This is a genomic window from Pseudomonas sp. 3MAES_34.3B, assembly GCF_058145875.1.
Map to the genome: position 1 here is coordinate 1,360,075 of NZ_CM176960.1, position 21,238 is coordinate 1,381,312.

Genomic DNA, 21,238 nt, shown 5'->3' on the forward strand with positions numbered 1-21,238 from the left:
TCAGGAGTCTATATGGAAGTGTTTGAGCAGCTTGAATCGGCAGTTCGTGGATATTGCCGCTCGTTTCCTGCGGTGTTTGCTACCGCTAGCGGTAGCTATATCACGGACGTGTCAGGCGTGAAATATCTAGATTTCTTTTCTGGAGCAGGCACACTTAATTATGGGCATAACGATCCAGACATGATAGAAGCATGCATTGAATATATGCGTAACAAAGGTATTCTGCATTCTTTGGACATGTATTCCGAAACAAAGCAAAATTTCCTGCTGACATTTAAGCGGCTTATCCTTGAACCACGAGGGTTCGATCATAAACTACAATTTACTGGCCCGACCGGTACAAATTGCATCGAGTCTGCCATCAAGCTCGCCCGGAAGGTTACAGGTAGACACGCTGTCGCTTGTTTTACCGGCGGCTATCATGGCATGTCCCTAGGCGCCTTAGCCATCACTGCAAATCCAGCAAAGAAACAATCAATCGGGGTCCAAGTGCCAGGAGTGATTAGGCTCCCATTCGACGGCGTACACATTCCAGACATTCCTGCTCAACTCCAGATATTAGAAGACATGTTTTGTCGTCCTGGATATGGGAACGAAACTCCAGCAGCTTTTATTCTAGAGCCGATTCAAGGTGAAGGGGGAATAAACTGCGCAAATAGTGAGTGGCTCAGAGGTGTAGCAATGTTGGCCAAAAAATTAGGGGCTTTGCTCATCGTCGATGACATCCAGGCGGGTAACGGTCGTGCCGGAAGCTATTTCAGCTTTGAACATGCGGGGATAGTACCTGACATTATTTGCTTGTCAAAATCGCTTAGCGGGCTCGGCCTGCCCTTTGCAGTAAGTTTAGTGAGGCCGGAAATCGACATATGGGAGCCTAGCGAGCATAACGGTACATTTCGGGGTAATAATTTGGCGATGATAACAGCCAGTGTTGCGTTAAAGAAATTTTGGTCAGATGCTAAACTAGCTAACGAAGTCGTCAAGAAGGGTGATCAGCTCTTCCAGCATATCACTGAAGGTCTATCCAATACTAAGCTAGATTTTCAGATCCGAGGGCGGGGTCTTATGCTTGGTATAGCTTTTAAAGATCCTACTATTGCCAAGCGGCTGTCGAGGACGCTATTTGAGGAGCATATGATCGCAGAAACCTGCGGTCCCTTGAGCGAAGTATTAAAGTGTATGCCTGCGCTTACGATTTCCACTGACGACTTGCAAGAAGGCGGCGAGCGAATCATTAAAGCAATACGCGGTTTAGCGCTATAAGGACCTAAGTATGGACACCATTTACGACGTAATCGGCGTGGGCTTCGGTCCGGCTAATATTGCGCTCGCTATCGCTCTGGAGGAAAAATCTCTGGGAGGAAAATACCTATTCCTCGAAGGTAATACTGCTCCGGACTGGCAGGCAGAGATGTTAATTGACGGATCCGACACACAACATAATCCCCTAAGAGACTTCGTGACACCTAGGAATCCGATAAGCCCTTATGGATTCTTAAGCTACCTGAAATCTAAAAACAGGCTATTTGAGTATTTAAACTTGGGCCTGGAATATCCATATCGGCTTGAATATGCACGCTATGTCCGCTGGGTTGCTAGGCAATTTGATCGTTGGGTTAGCTACGGAGAACGTGTTACCTCAGTCTCCAGAGCTGGTACAAATGGGGAGCTGGTGCGGTTAGATACAAGCCTCGGACGCACTGTTCTCGCGCGGACTTTGTCGTTTGCTCCTGGTCGAACTCCTTTTATCCCTGAAGCGTTTCAAAAAAACTTTAAGGGGAGGGTATGCCACTTCACAAAATACACGACGTCCCTCGCTAGCTGGGCAACGAAGGGCGAGCTTCGTTCAATAGCAGTAGTTGGTAGTAGCCAAAGTGCGGTCGAGCTCACCCTGGACTTAAACACTCGCTATCCTGACGCTAAGATATATAATATATTTAGAAGCTTCTCTTATCAGCTTAAAGATACTAGCCCGTTTACAGAGGATGTATATCTTCCTGGGTTTGTTGACGATTACTATAACGCCCCAATTTCGCTTCAGAAGCAATTGACCAATCAACTCCTGCGAAGTAACTATAGCTCGGCGGACATGGATGTTATTAAGGCGCTATATCATAAAGTATATCATCAGAAAATCAGCGGCCGTGAAAGAATCCAGTTGCATAACATGACTCAAATCCAATTCGCGGAACTAGATGGTTCTAAAGTTAAACTCGATCTGCATAATACCTTAAAGAATAAAGATTCGAAGCTAAATGTAGATGCGGTCGTGCTAGCTACAGGTTTTAAGAATTTAGGAAGCGGACGAAACGATGAGTTTCTCCCTCATATTCTCCAAGGGCTTGCAGACAGTGTAATCCAACGGACCGATGGGTCGGTATCAGTGGAGCGGGATTATCTAATTGCCTCCTCCGATCCGGATTTCCCACCAATTTTCCTCAACGGTTTATGTGAGGCTACCCATGGGTTTGGGGACGCGGGTTCGTTTAGCCTATTATCTTTGCGGTCTTGGATGATTGCAGAAAAAATCCAAGAAATTATATTCAGCCGCGGATTGGGCTCAGCGGACACACAATCAAAAACGGTCTATTCATGAGTACAGTGAAAGTTGCGCCCGAGAAATCCATCAACCAGTATATACGCCGATATTCGGATGTATCGTATACTGACGAATACAATTGCAAGCTCCGCAGGTTGTTTCCTTGGGCCGAGAAAGTAAATACCAAGCGCACAATTACGGAGTTTGGTTGTATCTGGGTATGTGTCGAACCAGGGCATGACGTCGACCGCCACGGGCACGATGAAGAGGAAACCTTTATTGTTATTTCCGGGCAGGCTGAATTATCTATTGAAGAGCAGACTACATCTATTGGGTTTGGCGACGTTGTCTATATACCCAGAAATTCCCAGCATCAATTGCGCAATATTTCCTCCCTGCCGTTCCTGATGATTGATATCTACTGGGATTGGGGCGGAGCATCCGATAGTGCCCTTTGAAGACTCTTCACTTACTAATAGAGACTCTACTATGAATGAATCAACACGATTCGTTATTACGCTGCCGCCCCCAACTCCCAATGGAGGGCTACATCTGGGACATTTAAGCGGGCCATTTCTTGCAGGCGATATCCTAGCTAAAGCCACCAAGTTAACCGGCGGTGCAGCATTTGTCACATGCTATAGCGATGTGAATCAGTCTTATGTGCGTGTCACAGCACAGCGACAAAATGTAGAACCGGTAGAGCTAGCTGACTACTGGACCCGTAGTATCCGGAAAACTTTAAAAAATTTTGACATTAGCGTGGACGATTATTACGCCCCGGATGAAGAAGCCAATAACTTTGTTAAACATCTATTCCAAGACTTGTTCCGTAAGAACGTTCTTGTAAAGAAGCCTTATCCTTTCTTTAAAGACAATACGACGGGAGAACTTCTCGATGAAGCCGGTGTGTCCGGATATTGTTGCCATTGCTTGGCCTCCTGTAAGTGCGGGATCTGCGAAGCGTGTGGACATCTGACGAATGCTTTGAATTTGGTCGATGCGCGAAATACCGTAACGGGATCAAGAGACTTAGTCGTTTCCTGGCTAGATGTTATGGTAATAGAACTTGAGCGTTTCAGACAACAAATAATGGATTTCTACCGTGGAGCGACCTCTTTTCGCCAGCGATATAGGTGGTTGGTGGAGGACGCGGTATCGGGCACTCTTCCCGATTTCCCTGTTAGCGTGCCGTCAAGCTGGGGCATTGCTGTTGATCTGCCGGGGTTCGACGGGCAAAGATTCAACCCATGGCCTGAGATTATGGCCCAATTAGTTCATTCTTATCGCCGTGCGGAACGGCTCGCGGACGTACAGTACGAAACACAACCAATTAACTTCTTCGGGTTCGATAATTCGTATTTTTACGCGATCCTTCACGTTGCACTTCTGACGCAAATTGATAACGGCAGATGGCTACCGAAAGTAACCATTATCAATGAGTTTTATAACCTAGAGCATTCTAAGTTTTCAACCAGTAACGGCCACGTGGTCTGGGCGGATGACTGTATCGATAAGTACAGTTCTGATGAAATCCGATTCTACGCTGCGCTGAATTGCCCCGGTTTCGAGAAGGCGAACTACACCGAGTCTGGTATGGTTTCAGCTCTAGATAAATCGCTACACAAACTTTGGAGTAGCGTATCTGACAAATTCAACTTGATGTTGTCATCATCTTCTCTAGAAGACTTTAATTTGCCTTGTAGTAACGAAACGCGGAAGATTGCCTCTACTGCAGAGCAGACGATATTGAGGAGTATGTCTGTCGACCGCTTCCATGTACGGCAAGCGGCAGAGGATTGTCTGCACCTCTTAGGATGGATTGATCATACTCTTTCAGGCGGCGCAACGGCTGCGGACGTTGTACATTTACTCGCTACGTTCGCCAGGGCGTGCTATCCGTTAATGCCATCTGGTTGCAATAAGCTCCACTATCACCTACGCGGTTGCTCGGTTGAGGCCAATAGGACTAGTGGAGCGTTTTTAGGCGAGGCCTTGCCCGCCGCTCTGTTTCGCGCGCATCAGATGAGCAGGGAGCTCAGCAATGCCTAAGGTGTGTCTGATGACCTATTCCGTACTTCGAGCTCCGTATGGAGATGTACTTGTCCAAGGCTTCGATGACCGTACACCAGACGTTTTTTCGGAAGCGGAAAATTCGCCAGGTTTCATCGCTCGGGCTATACAGCAGGACAATAAGGAATGGCTCACTAACCATCAGCGCGAGTGGGGTAAATGGGGGCCATTTGCAGTGCCGCGCTTCTATAATGACGGCGTCACAGGGGGACATTCGACCCAAGCCCAGACTGTCTCGGTCTGGCAGGATCTTAAATCAGTCTTCAATTTCGCTTACCATGGGCCTCTACATCGGCAAGCATTACAGATGCGGAAGGATTGGTTCCTTGAGCAAAACTGGCCGATCTACGTCGTATGGTGGATTGCCGACAACCATCAACCTACGTGGCGCGAGGCCTGTGCTCGGTTAGAATATTTGCATGATCACGGATCGACGCCATACGCTTTTACGTTTCGGAAACCATATGACGTCGCTGGCCACCCTCTGCAGATGAACAGCTTATGAAGTCTGCTGACTTATGTGAACGGCGTGAAGGGATAAAACTAGACACTCCGGTGTGGTTCAACGCTGCGACCTGGTTGCATCATTCAGAAGGGCTAAAGGTAGCGGTGTGTGAGAGCACAGGTCAAAACGCTGTGGATTTGATGCTTGCGGTCTACCTTGCCACGCTAGATTATGGCGTATCGCTGAATGTCGAGGTTTGTGATGATAGGCGCGACCTTCATGAAGCAGCTACTTTAGCAAAGCGATTAGCTCAGAAAAATGTCCAGGTTGTCGTCGGACACTTTGCCGCAACGGCGGCAATGAGCGCCGTCCGCACATATGATGAATATGAAATACTTTTCCTAGCGCCTGGGTGTTCAGATCCGGACTTGTGCTCCAGAGGAGGCCCTGGTACGCATGCGGTAAGGCTTTTTGGTACTGATGAGGAACAGCTAGAATGTCTACTATCTGCAATTCCACCTGCTAGCAGCACTCACATTTTTGCCCAACGCGGGAACTATGGATATCGTCTAGGTAGAGCTCTACATCAACGCTTGAGTGAGCACGCTGCTTCTGCTTCCATCGAATACTCCTATATTTCAGCTAGTCGGCGCCCGAGGATCATCGATAGCGACTGTATAGTTATCGCAGGATCTTGTGAGTTCGCGAAACATGTTGGTAGTCAGATTATTTTCGATAAGAGTCAGACTCTTCTTTTGTCTGATGACACCCGGCTTGATATCGCTGCTGGGTTCAAAGGCCCATCCGGAGTATTTGTTGCTGGACTCGAATGCCGTTTTGATTCGGCTATAACAGCCCCCTATGTCGGGATTGTACAACGTGCTGCGCTAATAGGGGGGCGGCAGCCAGGTCCTTATTTCCTAACATCCTACTTAGCGTGCCAAGCGCTATGTAGAGCGCTGCAGGACTCACCCAACGCGACTCCGGATATTCTGCGCAAGAACATCCTTCTTCAGAAGATATCCTCCCCTTATGGTTTATTAAGTTTTACGGAAACTGGAGCGCTTAAAGGACACCGATGGATTCTTATGTCCCCCGGGGAATCTGATTGTTCAATAGCCACGGAAGGAGGCAGGGGTGCAGCCGCGCTTTGATGTTTGCGTGCTCGGCAATGGCCTACTCGGTGCAGCTGCCGCACTCTACCTTGCCGAAATCGGGGCTTCCGTTTGTCTGATAGGATCAGATAGGAGTGCGCGTGTATCCTCCCACAATGATCACTCGAGAATCTATCGTAGTTGTGGCTCAGATCCTTATTGGAACGCGTTAGCCAAAGAAAACCTTTGCCTAATGACAAATCTGGAAAGATCCACCGGGATTAATTTTTTCAAGCCGGTACCGGTCTACTATGACGAAGCCCACCAGGGCGCTACAGCCTGCCCTACCGGGATCGGTTTTTTGTCCCATAATAAGCTAATTTATCGCGATCCTTCCGGCGGCATAATTGACCCCCTGGCATATATTAGTGCGATGAACTGTCGAGCTCGCAATCTTGGCGTACAAATGCAGGTCGCGGTAGCAGCATCAACTACATCGCACGATTGTTATCATAGCGTTATTACTGATACTGGAAGTGTTATTGAATGTACGAAAATCGCTGACTTCCGTGGGCTGTACTCTGCTGGGGGAGCATGTGGATCGGTCATTGCTCGGACATCAATACATGTAGCTCATCGCCCTATATCTGAGCCCCACTGCTTTATAAGAAGCAAAATGGATTATCCCGGTGTTGCAGAGTTTTTCGGCTGCTCACATTTGGGTTTTGACGAGTCACTGCAAAGTAGTAAGTTCGTCGTGGCCGATACACAATCTATTTTACTAACGGATATTGACCGGCTTCATTCATGGTATGACAGCGGCTACAAGCGCCATCCCAAACTGCAGTGGGCACTGGACGAGATCACGCGTATGGGCTATAAGATAAGTAAACTGAAGCTGTCCCCTTGCGCGTTTACACGTACATTGGACGGGCGTCCGCAAATCACGAACCTAGACGGCCATCTCCAATTTTTTGGATGTAACGGCGGGATTGCAAAATGTGCCCAGAGCCTAACCAAGGTCGTGCTAGAGAATAATTTCCTTTAGATTTAGGACGATAAGGCTACTCCGTATGCTTGCCAACGAGATACTAAAGTTAACAGAAGCCATAGAAGCAGAGCGACTTACCCAGTCAGGCGGTATTTTTCATATTCTCTTTCAGCGCGGAGATTTTTCTATTGAGCTCTTTTCTCCGCGTGGCAAAGATACACAGTCGCCTCATGAGCAGGATGAGATTTATATTATAAGTAGCGGCCAAGCGCATTTTTACAGAGCTGATTCCGAGCTCACGTCTGTCGGCCCGGGCGATCTTTTGTTTGTTCCGGCGGGAATGGACCATCGCTTTTTAGACTTTAGCGATGATTTTCGTACCTGGGTGATTTTTTTTGGACCTTTAGGTGGCTACGGTGCGATGGGCACGGTTGTCATGCAGACCCCTTAGATACGACTCGTCCAGATCGCATTTGATTTTTTCCTAGCTATTTATTAGCTTAAGGCCTTCGGTCGGCCTTTTCCGACCTTGGGTACCGATCGACGTCGCTGTGGCTGGTCGACGCTACTCTTGATGGCCGTCGCATGGGGTCGCGGATGTACGTTGAGATAGAAGAATTGTGGCGGCTTGCTCAAGCGGCTAGCGTTGAAGATTGGGTAGCGATGCTTAAAGCGCTCACGCTTAAGCTAGGATACACAAATTTTCTGATAGGCCTTAAGCCGGCAAGTGATGCTGATACTCAAAATGCAAAAATTTTCGCAGACTATCCTGACGAGTGGCGTCAGAGATATGACGCATACTCTTATGCGACCATAGACCCCGTCGTCCAGCACTGCTTTACGTCTAACCGCCCGCTTATTTGGGATAGGCATGATTTTAGCCTCCCCCAGGAGTCTGCTTTTTTTGAAGAGGCAGAACTTTATGGATTAGGCCAGGGGCTTGCGCTCCCGCTCCATTCCCCAAATGGTGAAACCGGGATGTTATGTCTTAAGCCAAGCGAGCAGGGGAACAAAGGTAAGCGTTTGATTCTTCAGACCGTGCCATCAGCTTCTCTCCTACGCGATTACGCAATGGAAGGAATCCGCGCAGCTAAGCTAAATATTACGCAATCTCCTGTGTATCTGACACCTAGGGAGATTGAGGTATTGAATTGGAGCGCAGCAGGGAAAACCACCTGGGAGATCGCAATGATCCTTTCCTGTACGACTGATGGGGTAGAGTTCCATTTCAAAAATATCCGGAAAAAGTTTCAGGTGAGCTCTCGCAGAATGGCCGTAATCATGGCCATTAAGTACAGATTAATTAACCCTTAGGTCGCTTCCGCAGGACTGTATTAGGTCTTTTTCAGTGAGGCGACCGTTTAGATAAAGTTTAAGCAAGATATATATTGGGGCGGGTAATTGGCTCGTGCACTCAATTCTACTTGCGCAAGCTTGGCTTATCCCAAATTTGCACCAAAATTCCGTTTGGCTTTGCTTGCGCAGCACACGCATTCTCACTGCCTGTCTCGCAGTATCCTTAGCAGCTAACGTGCTGAGTAGCTTCATTGCTGTCTCCACCTCTCAAATTGGCAACTTATCAAAACGTCAAAATCTCTTCTACCTCCCAAATTTGGGAGGGTCACATTTATTCATACCGGATATACATTATTCGCACATTCTTAATCTCCGGTGTGTGCTATGTTAATCTCAATACAGCGTCGTAATAAATTTGATACACAGTCGCTGGAGTCCATGCACCAATTGCGTGCTAGGATCTTTAAAGAAAAGAAATCTTGGGATGTTCAGCTTATTGATGGTATGGAAATTGACGGATATGATGCTCTTGATCCTTATTATATGATTATTAGCAGGGGCGAAAACGAGTCATATGTCTCCGGATGCTGGCGGATTTTGCCTACCACTGGGCCGAACATGTTAGCCCATACGTTTCCGGAGTTACTCCATGGCCTGCCCGCGCCATGCTCTGAAACCATTTGGGAGCTCAGTAGATTCGCTATAGAATCGCCTGATACAAGCCGTTTCGGTTTTTCACACGGCACGGTTCGGGCAATCCAAGCTATCGTAGATTTTGCCATGAGGCGAGGTATTTACAGGTTTGTTACTGTAACCACTGTCGGTGTGGAAAAGATGCTAATTAGGCTGGGGCTTGATATCAGTCGATTCGGTCCAGCTATAACGATTGGTGTGGAGCGTGCGGTTGCTTTGCGTATTGAGCTAAATGAACTCACCCGAAGTTCTCTTGATGAGGCAGTTTCTAACCTATAGGCTTCGGTGGGGATTTATTGTTAGGAAGGGCAAGCTATGCGATCAGACAGCTATATGACGGAGCCTCTGTCACCCTAGGTTCCGCTAGTTTTACTTAATTATATTCCGTACTTATAGCTGGCTGAGCCTCTTTCTTATCGATAGTTTATAAGTTCCTGAATAAGTTATCGTAGGCTCTTCGATGTAACTTTTTAGGGCTGCCGTTCGGGCCGCATAGCGGCCCCAATCGTTAGTCGCAGCGACCTTGATAAATATGGGTTTGCTAGGAGCAAGCGGACCACGACTATTCTCTGCTCTGGTGGAGTGTCTTGATCAGCCCGTACGTTTCAGCTCCGGCGTTGCCGTTCCGCCTCTCCAAAATCTGCGGCGCCTACGTCATGGTTGTTCTTACGGTCGGTTTATTTATGCGGAGGCGCCCTGTAATACAGGTACCTCTAGCCCCTAAGCGCTAATCCCAATGCGTGTTTGTAAGATGGCAGAGTGGATAGGGATTGTTGATAGGGTTCGCCGAGAAAATGTGTGTGAGCAAGTATTGAAAGTAACCGTCCAACGAACACATCTTGCAGAAGCTACCGCCGGAGGCTATCTAGACGTGATGCCTGCTCGATGCCGGTGGCGTTGCGATACCGATCCCACCAGCGGTGCAGCGGGGCTAGGCGCCGGCCATCCACTTAGGTCACCGTCGGGGGCGGGCCATCCCAGGTGCTGTCGCGAGGTTCATCACGGCAGGCCAGGCGCCAGTGGGTCGCCCCGCTGAGGCCCACTTCTCGATGTTCGTCATAACAGCGCGCTCCGTTCAGGCTGAACTGGCACCAGTGCAAATTACCGCTATACGCGGGACTGTAGACGATGTATTCGAGCTCCCCCTGATAGTCATTCCGGGGCAGGGCATCGGTACAGGCCACCCAGCCATGCCCCAGTGGCAGGATCAATTTACACGGCCATACTGCTAACCACAGATCATTTCCGGGCTTTTTCCAGCCCATGGCCGGCGTAGCAGGGTCGGGGGACACAGGCAGACGCCCGGGTATTCACGGCGTTCAGCGTGCCGGCCTCCGCCTGGTGCGCGCCGGCCGGGTTGAATACCGGTCCCCAGTCGTCCAAGGTCTAGACCGGTCCGGTTTTGATGAGGGTTACGCCGGCCTGTTCGCTTGCTTGGGCGACCAGGTGCGACACGGTCTTTTTATCAAGGCCGGTCCTGGCCGCGACCTTGACCAGGGTTGCGTCGGGCATTCCCTTGATGGCGGCGAGGACCGCGAGCAGGCGGAGCAAGTTGCCTTTAGGGTAGGTCGCAATAACGGGCATCACAGGCCATGGGTGCGTTTAATGCGCCTTCTGTAGCTAGGGCCACACGCCTTGTCACGTTGACAAGCCGGCGTACCGCCGCCGTAGCGATTGCCGCGCCAGTATCATTGCCCGGTCGAGCCGAAGGCTCGAAACTCATGTCTTCACCGCAGGCACCGTGCGGACATTTAAGCGCTGCCTGCTTTGAAAGCACGCGCGCCCGGTTGAAGCGGCCTGGCTGGGGCGGGTTAGTAACCCAGGGCAGGGCGGGAACCTCCCTTGGCCGCTTAGACAGACCTTCGTGGGGTCTGAAGTTCACTGTCCACGCCGTGGCATCGGCACGAAATGCATGGGCTTTATGGATAGTGTAGTTTGCTGGCATCAGCCACCGCACAGGGCGGTGAACTCAGCACAAACAATAGGAAAAAATGGATCGCTGCTCAAATGGGGCCTTCATCGCCGTGTCGATTGTCGAGGAAAGTCTTAACACCGGCATGTAGGCCTTAGCCCTTCAGGGAGGGGAACGATGGACCCAAGGAAAACTCCACATTAGGGAGGCAGTGTCCACTGAGCATGAGCTGTACGGCGCCTACGGCATCGCGCTGCGCACCTCCGTCGGCATGCCGCGACCGTTGGCAAGCGGGACCATGACTGGTTTATCCCCCAAGCCGCTTCGGCGTGCTGATGCAGGTGCCTGACTGACGTTTTAGATGGACCTTGATTGACCAAGCGATCAGCGACGCAGCTTTATGGCTTCGCAAAGTATCTTTATCTCGCATTGAAGTTAGTGCGAAGCATCGTAAATAAATGTGGCAAAGGCTTTCTGAGAGGCATAGCCACGCAATCTGGATGCTTTGAAAGCTGATCATTTCAAAGCCAACGCACTCGCAGCACTGTCATGCATTGGTGAGGGGACTGCCATCCTCCGATGCCAGAGGAAGGATAAGATCATGCAAGTACTGACATTTAGCGAAGCCCGGGCCCGTTTGAAGCAAGCAATGGATGACGTCTGCAGAGACCATGAGCCCACCGTCATTACCCGTCAGCGTGGTGAGCACGTAGTGCTTCTGTCGTTGGAGGATTTCAATTCAATGAATGAAACCATGTACCTGCTCAGTACTGCCTCGAATGCCTCAAGGCTTCAAGCATCCATTGCACAGCATAAAGCCGGTACGGCATTCTCGAGGGATATCCTTTTAAATGTCTCACAAGACAAAGTAGCAGAATAAGAAAACTGCCACTGTCGGCGCGCCAAATGAAGAAGTCGACAGTGATGGCAAAACGGCTAGCGTTGCGCTGCGGTTTGTCGGTTAGGTGTGTGACGGGGCGAGCCAGCTAAATTTCGACTACTTTCGGGATTATGATCCCGAGGTTGGTCCGTTGCGGAGTCCTAAGGCTCATGAAGATTCGGCGGATAACCATCGTTGAGCATTCGGGCGGTCATCCACTATATAAGGTCTATAAGATTAGCGTGGAAGCAGAGCTTCGGTCGGATATGTTCAGGTAATAATGGCGCTACATCCTTCAGGACTAAGGCGTATTATAGCGGATAGGATTTTCAGGCTAAGGATAACAGATAGCTTCTTTCAGTACCTAGCCTCTGTCTTGAAAATCATACAGATAGTGGCTGCAACGAAATGTGAGTTTAAAGGCTGATCTCAACTTGGACTGTTGTATTCGATGGAGGCTTGAAATTATCGGCCCCGCTACGTACTCTAAACCTCCTGGATAGAGGTGTATTAAAACCAGGCCATGCTTCAGCTTTTTGTAGTTATAAGGAGTTTTAACTGGTCACCAAAACGGAAAAAAGGTGCGGGAAGGAGCGCACCGCCTGGATGGGGAATTCAGTGGTAACGTGCAAAACGCTAATAAAAAACCCCTCAGCAGCTTCGCCGCCTAAGCGGGTGAGCCGAGAGGGGCCGTGTTGCTGCTAATTCTGGGGGTGGTTGACAGAGCCGTCAACTACTGAGATGGGTTGAAGCTAGGGGCCCCAATACGAAGTCGAAAGCAACTGCGTGCCGGACCCGTTAACGATTGCCGAGGAAACTACCCTGGACGTTCCCTATGATAAACCTGACTGAAGAAGAAATGCGTAGCGCGTTGTTTGGCGCCGCGTAAGCGCCGGCGCCCAAGCACCGACACATCCCTGATCCGATGGAAGCCATTCCTGGCGTGACCATCCTGCCGCCGGCGGCCGTGGCGAAGAAGCAGAAGGTGGGGAACGCGTTTACGCGCCGGCTCAGGGTCTTGCTCAGAGTCGGGAATGTCCTTGAAGGCGAGATCGAGGAGCCTTGCATGAAGCAGGTACGCTAAGCACCCTGCTGGCTGAGCAGGAAGCGGTGAAGGCAGCGCGGAAAAATACAGGTATGTGGACGTGGTGTGAGTCATGCCGAAGTGAGGTGGTACCGTTCGAATCGTGCCCCAGCGGGCATTTTTACTCAGGTCCAGTCCGCCATGGTCGATAAAAGGTACAACACCAGCTGCCTTATAGACGCATGGAATCGGCATTGCGATGTCACCCCATCGCATGGTTAGCGACTCCCTGCGGCACGGGAGGCCTTACCCTGTTCCGTGGTTGTCGATCACCAACATTACGTCGATGCTTGAACGCGCGGCAGTCGCCAGTGCCTCGGCGATCGCAGGGGAGATGAACGAATACTTTTCATGCGGATGCCCTCAGCACAAGACCTCAAACAACCCACCAACTGAGCAGCAACGGTCAACGAGGGCTGAGAAACCATTCAGTCTGGAGGGCGGTTCTTAGGCGATGGTCGTGGTTGAGTTCACATCAGCCGAGGATCTGATTTTTTCTAACAGAGTCGGTTCTGGCTGTTGGGGCGTATGGGATCTAGAGTATGAAATGAGGCACCATGCCAGGGAGGCGAACCTCTTGATGAGTGATTCTTGTCGATGACTGTGGAAAGCGAGGACCTCGGGGATGGCAGTGGGAATTTCATCATCGATATCTCTTCCGACCTTCTCGAAAAATGGACCTCAATGCTGCCGGATGGCTAAGGATCAAGTGAGTGACGCCTACCTAGTCCTCAAGCGGCTTCGTGATGCAGGTAAAAGCCCTCACCCCGAGCGAGCGGAGACCCGATATCGCTGGATATCAAAATGCGTTGACATAGCAATCGCCGAGGCTAGAGTTAGCTACAGCAACTGACCTTGGACAAATGGATGACTACCGATAAACGCGACAGCGTAAGGGAAGCGGCGCTTGCAAAGCTCAAAAAGATCCAGCAATCGCCGGGCTATAAGAGCTTCTTTAATGAGTCTGCAATCGAGGCCTTCAGCTGCGTTGAGGCAACTGCATTTGCTGGCAAGCCTTTGAGCGGCCCGCTTAGGCTTCCGCAGCCCTAGTCGCCTCATGCTTCGGCCTCGGCGGCCCTACGAGGTCCAAACTGCGGCTTGCTTGATATGCTTAGGCGTCCTTGTGTGCCAACGGCATAGGAGTGTAGTAGTCAGGCCATCCCCGCGGGCGAAGCGCATGCAGGTGCTCAGCAGCTTGCTGACACTTCGTGTTGGAATCCACTAGCCATAGTAAGGAACGCTGCGCGGTCGGATGTGCGGTTCTGACAGGTAAGTAATCTGGCGGTCTCCCTGCATGAGCAAACCCGACGTAAGCGGCTGGCGAACACACCTTCAAAATCCCTGCATTAAGGGCGATGGTCTCGGCGTATTTTCAAGCGGACGCGATTGTCCTTATCGCCAGGATTTTCATGCGCCAACGAAGCTCTTAATCCAAACCATTCAAAGCTTAGGTCGTGCAGGAATACCTGCAACCCGGCGCGACGATTACCAGCGTAGCCATCCATCACGGCATCAATGCCGACGTGATCCGCAAGAGGTTACCGACTTACCGGGATCAATCGCCTGCAACCTTGCCGGCTTTCGTTCCGGTAAAAGCGGCGTTAAGGCGAGCACAGAAGCAAACGTGTAGTGTCCAACTGCTCCCGGGAAGTGCTAAGCCTTGCGTTGGCCTAGTACCAGCTAATGTCGAACACGCAATTACAAGCGGCGAAAGACAAGCTGAATAGCAAGGGGTACCCCCTAGGGTGAACACTACGCACAGCCCGCTTTAATCCGCTTTCGATTCAAAAAATGCCGTGACGACTAGCGCCTACGCCATTGTCTACCTATGCTTTCGGAAATCTTGATTGGGATAGATCCCATAGGACGGCTGGGATGGAAGCTCAAATACTGAAGCTGGCCCTGGTTTTGTCTTTAACATCGGTCTTGGGCGGGTGCGCAGGGATCAGCTTTTATAGTGCTCCCGATCTTAAAAACCAAACTGGAATACCGGTATATCCCTCGAAGCCGTATCTGCTGGTGTCACGCACTGGTGCGACGGATAAGCCGGTCGAAACGTCAATTGTCTACCTGCCAGACAGAACAAAAGTCATCTATGCGAAGCCACGGTCGGGCTTTGGCTCTGCAAACCTCACCATGGCCTTGGCGGGGGGGCAAATGACCTCTTTCGGACAGCAGACCGATATGAAAATACCAGAACTCATCAACTCTTTCGCAGGGATGATCACCGCCAGAGCCGGAGCTGAAAAATTGCTAGCAGAAGCAGCTGCTGCCAAGGATGGGTTCAGAGAAGAAGCCGCACCGTCGGCAAAAGAGTCTTCGAAGGTAGTGTTAGACCTTTCAAAAGAGATTTTGCAGAAGGCCACTCCCAGCGGATTGCCGGGACTATCAGAAGTCGAACTCAGGAAGCTAAAGTCGATAGCTCAAGCACTTGCGTCTGCGGGCGCAATTTTAGCCGATCCGGCTAACGCGGCAATGGCAAACGGCCAATATGAAAATATTAGAGCACAGGCTGATGCGCTCAGCAAATTTCCTGCCCCTACAGCCAGCACTCCACGTGCCAACTCATTGCAAGTAGTTCAAGCATGGGCAACGGAGCTAAGCAAAACCTACACAGTCACTCAGCCGGAAAAACCTACGCTGCCAGCATTCGAGCTTTACGAAATAATCCAGCAAGCTAACGGGACTACTGAGCTTCGTCGGGTAGAAGCACCATGAGCAGAGCCGGCACCCCTCCGTTGACTCGCGTAAAAGCCATCGCTGAAGTCAGAAGTCAGGTCGATGAACGCATGTACAGCAAACCCGGGGTTATTGGCTCCATGATAGGGGTCAAGATCAGAGGGGGGGTCATTCAACCGAGTGTGGGGCTCACATTCTTTGTTCGCGAAAAAGCTTCGAAAACCGACTTAAGCCCGACAGAAAGGGTCCCCGCTCGCGTCCGCATCGGTAACCTGTCTGTTGCTACTGACGTCCTTGAGTGGCCTCAAATGAGGGAGCAGTCCTGGGCCGGGCCAATAATAATCGACGATGGACGTAGCCAAGGTTCCGTGACGTGTTTTGCCCATACCGAGGCTGGAGCCTTTGGAGTTTCGTGTGCACACTGCCTCGTTGGTACAGATGGCCGACCAGCGACGCCAGCCAATGTGGGTTTCTACTCCAACAGCAACCCAGGTTGGAACCAGGCGGGGGAGAGCTTATCTCTGGCTTATTCGTCAGGCAGTGGCCGGTTCGGTGACTATGGATTTTTAGACTGCGGGTTGTTTGACCTTCAGAACGAATACTTGAGAGCCAGAGCGCTCAATGGTCGCCGCGTTGATGTTGTCACGGATTTGCACTCGTTAATCCACACCAAACTGATTGGTGCTAGTACGTTGAACATTCCGGGATATGACATGCGCAGGGAATGCAAAGTCCTCGGTGTCGAGTCGTTTGCCTTGGGTGAACGCAGCGATCTAGCACTACTGGTGGACCCGCCGGGTACATATCCAGGCGACAGCGGGATGTTATGGCTGACTGCTGATGGGCGGGCAGCTGGCGTTCATGCGAGAGGGGAGCACCGAGCTGGGAATCTTGCTAGTTTCAAAACGGCTTCAATGTCGGCTGCCCGAGTTTGTACGTACCTTAGAGCCCAACTCTACATCGGCTAAGATTCGTGTCCTATGAGCCTAGCGTAAGCTTTGAAGCTCAAACCCGACGACCATCGCTGGCGGTATCTCCCACCCACATGAACGGGCGGACTGGACGCGTATATTGCGAAAGCGCCGCGAATTCGGCCTGCACGGGTGGAGGGCTGAGACCTCGAGTAACTCCATCTCTACGTCCTGCGAAAGTTTCCGTTACACTGCATGCATGGAAAAGCATGCAACGTCGAGTCCATGTTTTCTATGTTCCATCATTGCTACTATTTTAGTGCTTGCCGATGGCGCCGTCGTCGCTTGGCGCCCAAAATGTACCTTGGGGGAGATGGCATAAGCGGCTTTTTATTTTGCCTATAGAAAGATTATTGGTTTTTTCTGACCATAGGAGGCCAAATGTCCGTCATCCAAGCCATCTCAAACCGGATCAAGCACATGCCGAAGGGAAGACCTTTTGCTAGGGCTGTGTTCGCAGCGGCCGGCCCGAGGTCAACCGTCGATAAGGCCCTGTCCAAGCTAGTACGAGCCGGCTCGCTTGAGCGTGTCATGCGAGGCGTCTACATGCGACCGAAGGTGGTCAAGTACGTCGGCCGTGTAAGCCCAAGTCCAGTCGAAGTGATGTATGTCATTGCGGGGGCCAAAGGCGAAACGATCCAGATCCACGGGGCGGAGGCTGTTAGACGTTTGGGGCTCAGCACACAGATGCAGGTACTTCCAACCTTCTACACCAGCGGCACCACGCGCGAAATCAAAGTGGGGAACGCCATAGTCCGCTTACAGCATGTGGCCAGGCACCGTTTGCAGCACGCCGGAACGAAAGTTGGGACTGTGTTGACTGCTATGCACTACCTCGGAAATGAACAGCTTACGCCTGAACTGGTTGGGCGAATGACCAAAACCCTGAACGAAACTGAATTTAAACAGTTTCTGGCGTGCAGAATGCCGGAATGGATGCGTTCGGTCCTAGGTCAAACCGCAAAGAAACATGAGTGTCAGCCTGTTCTTCCGACTCCACCAAAGCGAAGGCTGAGCCTCTAAATACTGCTGCATTTCGTACTGGGCGGACCTCCGGCGTGATTGACGAAGATATTTAGCTTTCGTTATGCTCCAGTCTCTTTTCACAATGTCGGGAGGAAGGCTTCGGCCTTCAAAGGCGGAACGAGCCTGTCCAAGATCCACTTAGTCATCCAGCGGTTCTCAGAGGAAGTAAACGTCACGACTGATTACCTGGAGCTAGGTTTCCATATCCCCATTCTGGGCTCAAGAACCTGTCCGAGGAGCGTAAGCGGTTGGATGAGGCGCTAAAAAGAGAATTTGCAGTGTACGGCCACGAAACCCTACGACTATATCTCGAAGCTCAATTGAAGGCCGTCGCGGGACAGGAAGCTTGCGGCGTCGCGATCAGCTAGCAGGAAGAAAACTGCACGTTTACTACAAGCCGCAGGTTCTAGATCGGAGCGATACACCAAGAAGTTTGCGCTGGTTGAGTTGGCGGCCGCAACATCTGTATCCCCATGCAACTCACAGATCCAGCCCGACACTGTGGACGAGTTCCCCGAAGTCATTTTCCAGAGCTGAGGGTGTGATAGCCCTGTTCCCGCAGGTTATTTGCCAGGAAAAGGTCACGCTGAGCCACGCGCAGTGCAACAGGCCGTCGCCGATGGCAGGGATCGGATTTCGCGACACTGGCATGACCTGGGCATGCTGACTCAGCACCCACGGGGCGGACCGCCGTAACCGATTTTTGAAGTGATGGCAGACGTGATCGACCTTAAGGAGACGTTCTACAGAAGCAGCTCCACTCACTATTGAAATATGTCTGGCCGGTGAGTTGAAGTCTATGCACGATGCAGAGAATCACGCCAAGCAAAACGACGACGATACCAGATGCCAAGATGCAGGCATGCTCAATGGTCATGAATAACTCATGGCAGGCACTGTGGGATGAGCTTCAAAAATTTTCGGGGCAAAATCAACCAGCTTGTGTTCGTCGTACGCCGGCTAGGTAGCCGATCTACCTTTCACTGGAGTCAATATATAGATGCCTGCTCGAAGCCAGTACGGGCGTTTTTATGCTCGCGAATCTCTATGACTAATTTGCAAGCTTAACGAGGATTATAGCCTACTGATATACTCCTGTTACTATCCGTTCCAGATAATCTTCGAGCAGTTGAAACCCTATTGCGTTTTCAATGATATCTAAGGGGATTACGTCAGACAGGTGTTTGCAGGGGCGGTTCAGCCACTCTTCGGCACTTTGCTGGTTGCCAAAAGCCAAACACGCATCCTCTAAAATCTTGGCGAACTGAAATGCCAGCGCGCTCTCTCGACTGCTCAGTCTTTCCGAGCCTATGTCCATCGCAGCGCGTCTTCGTTTTCGCGGTGGTGATACGCCTCTTATCCGGCGCAAGACGTTAGTCGATTCGTAAAGCTTAGAACACGAAAGCATAGCTTGAACGTCGCTTAATTCAAACCCTCTGCATATCATTAATGTGAGTTCAATCTTACTAACGGATTCTGCACGGGTTTTCAGAAGATATTCAGTCATGCAGCCCGCTGGCGGTCTTGTCGTACCGTTAGACACCATGCTGCTCTCCTTCATGAATATAGTATGGAAATCTACAGCTGAGTAGTCATCGGGCACGCTGTTCAGTAGAGGCGGCGGCATGCGTCATTGTTCACTGATTCGGAGCCAAATGCTTATCAGGGCCCTCTTGGAGTCTGGGACGTTGATGCCTAGCCCTGTCCAGGGAAAAACGACATATGCATACTATTATAGCGGGAGAGATTGGACAACTTATGATTTTCCGCAATAGATATTTGACTCATTCCAGCAGGGGTCGATCAGCACAATATTTAAGATTGGGTGAGTAATTCATCAGGCCTAGCTGGTGTAGAGACATCTCATTCCAAGGTGCTGATCGCTGCCTAGAGGCAGAATTTTCCGGTTTTCGCGATTTTTGCTACTGGACTTTCCAGCGTCTACACCGATCAGATGTGGTCTAAAATGTTCGTCCTGATAGCCACTTGCACGGCAGAGATCAAAAAAATCGAGCTATTTCCGCGCATGCGCGGGTTCCTCCAGCCGCAGGGTATTCATGCCTGCCAATACGTATACCATGAGTCGCTACTTTATTGGCTAGCGCAGGCAAGGATGGTATAAGGCCACTGATACAAGAGAAAAATGCTAGGGACGTCGCTGTTATAGTGATGGTACGGCTTTTTTGGAGAGCGCTATGAAAGGACGGAGAAAGCTTCAAACTTCAAAATGGTTTGACTGCTGTCGCTATTCTAGGGAAGCCAAGAGTATTTTGGAGAGAAGAAAAAATAGCTCCAGCTTGCTGGCTGCCGCTGTGAAGGTCGGTCGCTGCCTTGAGCCGAGTGGCTGGCTCGCTGGTAAGAATGAGCGGTAAATTACCTGTTTGCTCGTCTAATTCCTAGGACATTATTTGCGGTAGGGTATATCCAGTCTCAACGTTCAACTCTTGCGCCAGTACCTGCTCACGGCTGCGGAAGTCAGTCCCAAGCGTCGCGCTGTTTCCGCTTGCGTACAGCCCTGACCTTTCAGATCTAAAACCTTTCTCATGTTTTCCAGGTTTGCAGGTTTGCCACGGGTGCGTTTTGTCAGATTTCCACTTTGATATTGTAGCGCAAGTAATTCCATTCCCCCTTGATCTCTGAATGTCATCAGCACTCGAGCCGCCTCTTCCAGAGACTGCTCCGGACTTTCGCCTCGCTTTAGAGACACACAAAGCGCTACGAGCGTAACCAAGTCGAAATCGAGCAGTTCCGCGATCAGTTGGAGTTTTTCCAGCGAGATTTTCACTCTCGCCTGTTCCAGTTGGCTGATTGCTTTCTGTACGCTTACCTCGGCAAGGCTCTCTTGGGTCACACCTCGCTTTGCACGAACAGCCCTCACTGTAGCGGCCACCTCTTTCGTCAACACAGCTTCACCCTCAAAAGTGGAGATGAGGCCATAGCGGTGCTGCTTCAATAAATGTATGAATGTACGTATAATGAAGTAATTCGTTACAAGCGTGGTGGCACGGTCGTTTCGATTGTGTAAATAGCGACACTTACATATTTCATGTGTGCCTACAGGGTGGTTGATATGTTCAAAACAATGCGGGAGGCTGAGCTTCTGGCCGGGCTTACGCGTGTGGCAAGCGAATCGCAATTTTGGGCGTTTGTGGAGATTCAGACGTTTATCCCCTGGTTTCACATCGAAACCGTCGAGGACCTAGGCGGCGTAGTCAATAAGGGCGTAATCCTAGCGGCAACGGTTTGTCGGCTACAGCAATTGTTACAACACGACTGCAAAAATGCGTGGATTGAAAAAGTGCAGGTAATTACGCCGGCCGATTTAAATGAATCGGGATCTTGGAAGATGGACGTTCTGGTTAGGCTAACAGAATTCCATGACCGTCAGGGCCGTCCTTTGGGACATACGTATGAGGTGCGCGGAGGAACGATTTACTCAACTGTTGTCAGTGAGCCATCCGAGATAGCGCATTCACAACTGGTTTACTCCCAGAGCTGATAGGTATTGCGCAAGGCAAGGAAGGCGCGTTTATCTATGTGAGGATGAAGCCGGGC

General features: G+C 50.7%; 20 protein-coding genes. 16 read left to right on the forward strand and 4 right to left on the reverse strand.

Going from position 1 to position 21,238, the window contains the following annotated elements:
* The first annotated feature begins 12 nt into the window (after positions 1 to 12).
* From AC3Z8Y_RS06135 to AC3Z8Y_RS06175, 9 genes are all read left to right on the forward strand, one after another.
* The gene (locus tag AC3Z8Y_RS06135; RefSeq protein WP_490088889.1) at positions 13 to 1,263 is read left to right on the forward strand and encodes an aspartate aminotransferase family protein; all 1,251 of its coding nucleotides are present in this window, start codon (positions 13 to 15) and stop codon (positions 1,261 to 1,263) included.
* A gap of 10 nt (positions 1,264 to 1,273) precedes the next feature.
* Positions 1,274 to 2,596: a SidA/IucD/PvdA family monooxygenase gene (locus AC3Z8Y_RS06140; protein ID WP_490088890.1), complete on the forward strand. Its 1,323-nt coding sequence runs from the start codon at positions 1,274 to 1,276 to the stop codon at positions 2,594 to 2,596.
* Positions 2,593 to 2,997: a cupin domain-containing protein gene (locus AC3Z8Y_RS06145; protein ID WP_490088891.1), complete on the forward strand. Its 405-nt coding sequence runs from the start codon at positions 2,593 to 2,595 to the stop codon at positions 2,995 to 2,997. The genes AC3Z8Y_RS06140 and AC3Z8Y_RS06145 overlap by 4 nt, the downstream gene beginning before the upstream one ends.
* Before the next feature lie 31 nt (positions 2,998 to 3,028).
* Positions 3,029 to 4,591: a class I tRNA ligase family protein gene (locus tag AC3Z8Y_RS06150; protein ID WP_490088892.1), complete on the forward strand. Its 1,563-nt coding sequence runs from the start codon at positions 3,029 to 3,031 to the stop codon at positions 4,589 to 4,591.
* A gap of 10 nt (positions 4,592 to 4,601) precedes the next feature.
* Positions 4,602 to 5,117, forward strand: a complete 516-nt coding sequence (locus AC3Z8Y_RS06155) for a DUF3291 domain-containing protein (RefSeq protein ID WP_490088893.1) — start codon at positions 4,602 to 4,604, stop codon at positions 5,115 to 5,117.
* Positions 5,114 to 6,211, forward strand: coding sequence for an ABC transporter substrate-binding protein (locus AC3Z8Y_RS06160; RefSeq protein WP_490088894.1), 1,098 nt, complete (start codon positions 5,114 to 5,116; stop codon positions 6,209 to 6,211). Before AC3Z8Y_RS06155 ends, AC3Z8Y_RS06160 begins: the two co-directional genes overlap by 4 nt.
* Positions 6,195 to 7,199 carry an FAD-dependent oxidoreductase gene (locus AC3Z8Y_RS06165; protein WP_490088895.1) on the forward strand — a complete coding sequence of 335 codons (1,005 nt, stop codon included), beginning with the start codon at positions 6,195 to 6,197 and terminating at the stop codon, positions 7,197 to 7,199. Before AC3Z8Y_RS06160 ends, AC3Z8Y_RS06165 begins: the two co-directional genes overlap by 17 nt.
* A gap of 25 nt (positions 7,200 to 7,224) precedes the next feature.
* Complete coding sequence (locus AC3Z8Y_RS06170; RefSeq protein ID WP_490088896.1) at positions 7,225 to 7,593, forward strand: cupin domain-containing protein; 369 nt, start codon at positions 7,225 to 7,227, stop codon at positions 7,591 to 7,593.
* A 146-nt stretch (positions 7,594 to 7,739) separates the two neighbouring features.
* Positions 7,740 to 8,456 (forward strand): helix-turn-helix transcriptional regulator, encoded by a 717-nt coding sequence (locus tag AC3Z8Y_RS06175; RefSeq protein ID WP_490088897.1) that lies wholly within the window; start codon positions 7,740 to 7,742, stop codon positions 8,454 to 8,456.
* Here the strand turns inward: AC3Z8Y_RS06175 and AC3Z8Y_RS06180 are convergent.
* Positions 8,442 to 8,690 carry a hypothetical protein gene (locus AC3Z8Y_RS06180; protein ID WP_490088898.1) on the reverse strand — a complete coding sequence of 83 codons (249 nt, stop codon included), beginning with the start codon at positions 8,688 to 8,690 and terminating at the stop codon, positions 8,442 to 8,444. The genes AC3Z8Y_RS06175 and AC3Z8Y_RS06180 overlap by 15 nt on opposite strands.
* Positions 8,691 to 8,822: 132 nt before the next feature.
* Here AC3Z8Y_RS06180 and AC3Z8Y_RS06185 point away from each other — a divergent pair, with 132 nt between their 5' ends.
* Entirely contained in the window at positions 8,823 to 9,410 is a 588-nt protein-coding gene (locus AC3Z8Y_RS06185; RefSeq protein ID WP_490088899.1) for an acyl-homoserine-lactone synthase, read from the forward strand.
* A gap of 1,107 nt (positions 9,411 to 10,517) precedes the next feature.
* Here AC3Z8Y_RS06185 and AC3Z8Y_RS06190 read toward each other — a convergent pair.
* A complete protein-coding gene (locus AC3Z8Y_RS06190) occupies positions 10,518 to 10,715 on the reverse strand; it encodes a helix-turn-helix domain-containing protein (RefSeq protein WP_490088900.1) in 198 nt (65 codons plus the stop codon).
* Between the two features lie 929 nt (positions 10,716 to 11,644).
* On the opposite strand from AC3Z8Y_RS06190, the gene AC3Z8Y_RS06195 reads away from it, so the two are divergent.
* The 5 genes from AC3Z8Y_RS06195 to AC3Z8Y_RS06215 all read left to right on the forward strand — a co-directional run bounded on the left by AC3Z8Y_RS06195 (position 11,645) and on the right by AC3Z8Y_RS06215 (position 17,947).
* A complete protein-coding gene (locus tag AC3Z8Y_RS06195) occupies positions 11,645 to 11,923 on the forward strand; it encodes a type II toxin-antitoxin system Phd/YefM family antitoxin (RefSeq protein ID WP_490088901.1) in 279 nt (92 codons plus the stop codon).
* 1,951 nt (positions 11,924 to 13,874) lie between these two features.
* The gene (locus tag AC3Z8Y_RS06200; RefSeq protein ID WP_490088902.1) at positions 13,875 to 14,057 is read left to right on the forward strand and encodes a hypothetical protein; all 183 of its coding nucleotides are present in this window, start codon (positions 13,875 to 13,877) and stop codon (positions 14,055 to 14,057) included.
* 825 nt (positions 14,058 to 14,882) lie between these two features.
* Positions 14,883 to 15,725 (forward strand): hypothetical protein, encoded by an 843-nt coding sequence (locus tag AC3Z8Y_RS06205; RefSeq protein ID WP_490088903.1) that lies wholly within the window; start codon positions 14,883 to 14,885, stop codon positions 15,723 to 15,725.
* 1,313 nt (positions 15,726 to 17,038) lie between these two features.
* On the forward strand, positions 17,039 to 17,680 hold the full coding sequence (locus AC3Z8Y_RS06210; RefSeq protein ID WP_490088904.1) for a DUF6088 family protein: 642 nt from the start codon (positions 17,039 to 17,041) through the stop codon (positions 17,678 to 17,680).
* A 39-nt stretch (positions 17,681 to 17,719) separates the two neighbouring features.
* Complete coding sequence (locus AC3Z8Y_RS06215; RefSeq protein ID WP_490088905.1) at positions 17,720 to 17,947, forward strand: nucleotidyl transferase AbiEii/AbiGii toxin family protein; 228 nt, start codon at positions 17,720 to 17,722, stop codon at positions 17,945 to 17,947.
* Positions 17,948 to 18,764: 817 nt separating this feature from the next.
* On the opposite strand, the gene AC3Z8Y_RS06220 is transcribed toward AC3Z8Y_RS06215, so the two are convergent.
* Positions 18,765 to 19,190 (reverse strand): antitoxin Xre/MbcA/ParS toxin-binding domain-containing protein, encoded by a 426-nt coding sequence (locus AC3Z8Y_RS06220; RefSeq protein WP_490088906.1) that lies wholly within the window; start codon positions 19,188 to 19,190, stop codon positions 18,765 to 18,767.
* 930 nt (positions 19,191 to 20,120) lie between these two features.
* Positions 20,121 to 20,588, reverse strand: coding sequence for a helix-turn-helix domain-containing protein (locus AC3Z8Y_RS06225; RefSeq protein ID WP_490088907.1), 468 nt, complete (start codon positions 20,586 to 20,588; stop codon positions 20,121 to 20,123).
* Between the two features lie 165 nt (positions 20,589 to 20,753).
* Between AC3Z8Y_RS06225 and AC3Z8Y_RS06230 the strand changes: the two genes are divergently transcribed.
* Positions 20,754 to 21,182 (forward strand): hypothetical protein, encoded by a 429-nt coding sequence (locus AC3Z8Y_RS06230; protein WP_490088908.1) that lies wholly within the window; start codon positions 20,754 to 20,756, stop codon positions 21,180 to 21,182.
* The last annotated feature ends 56 nt before the right edge of the window (positions 21,183 to 21,238 follow it).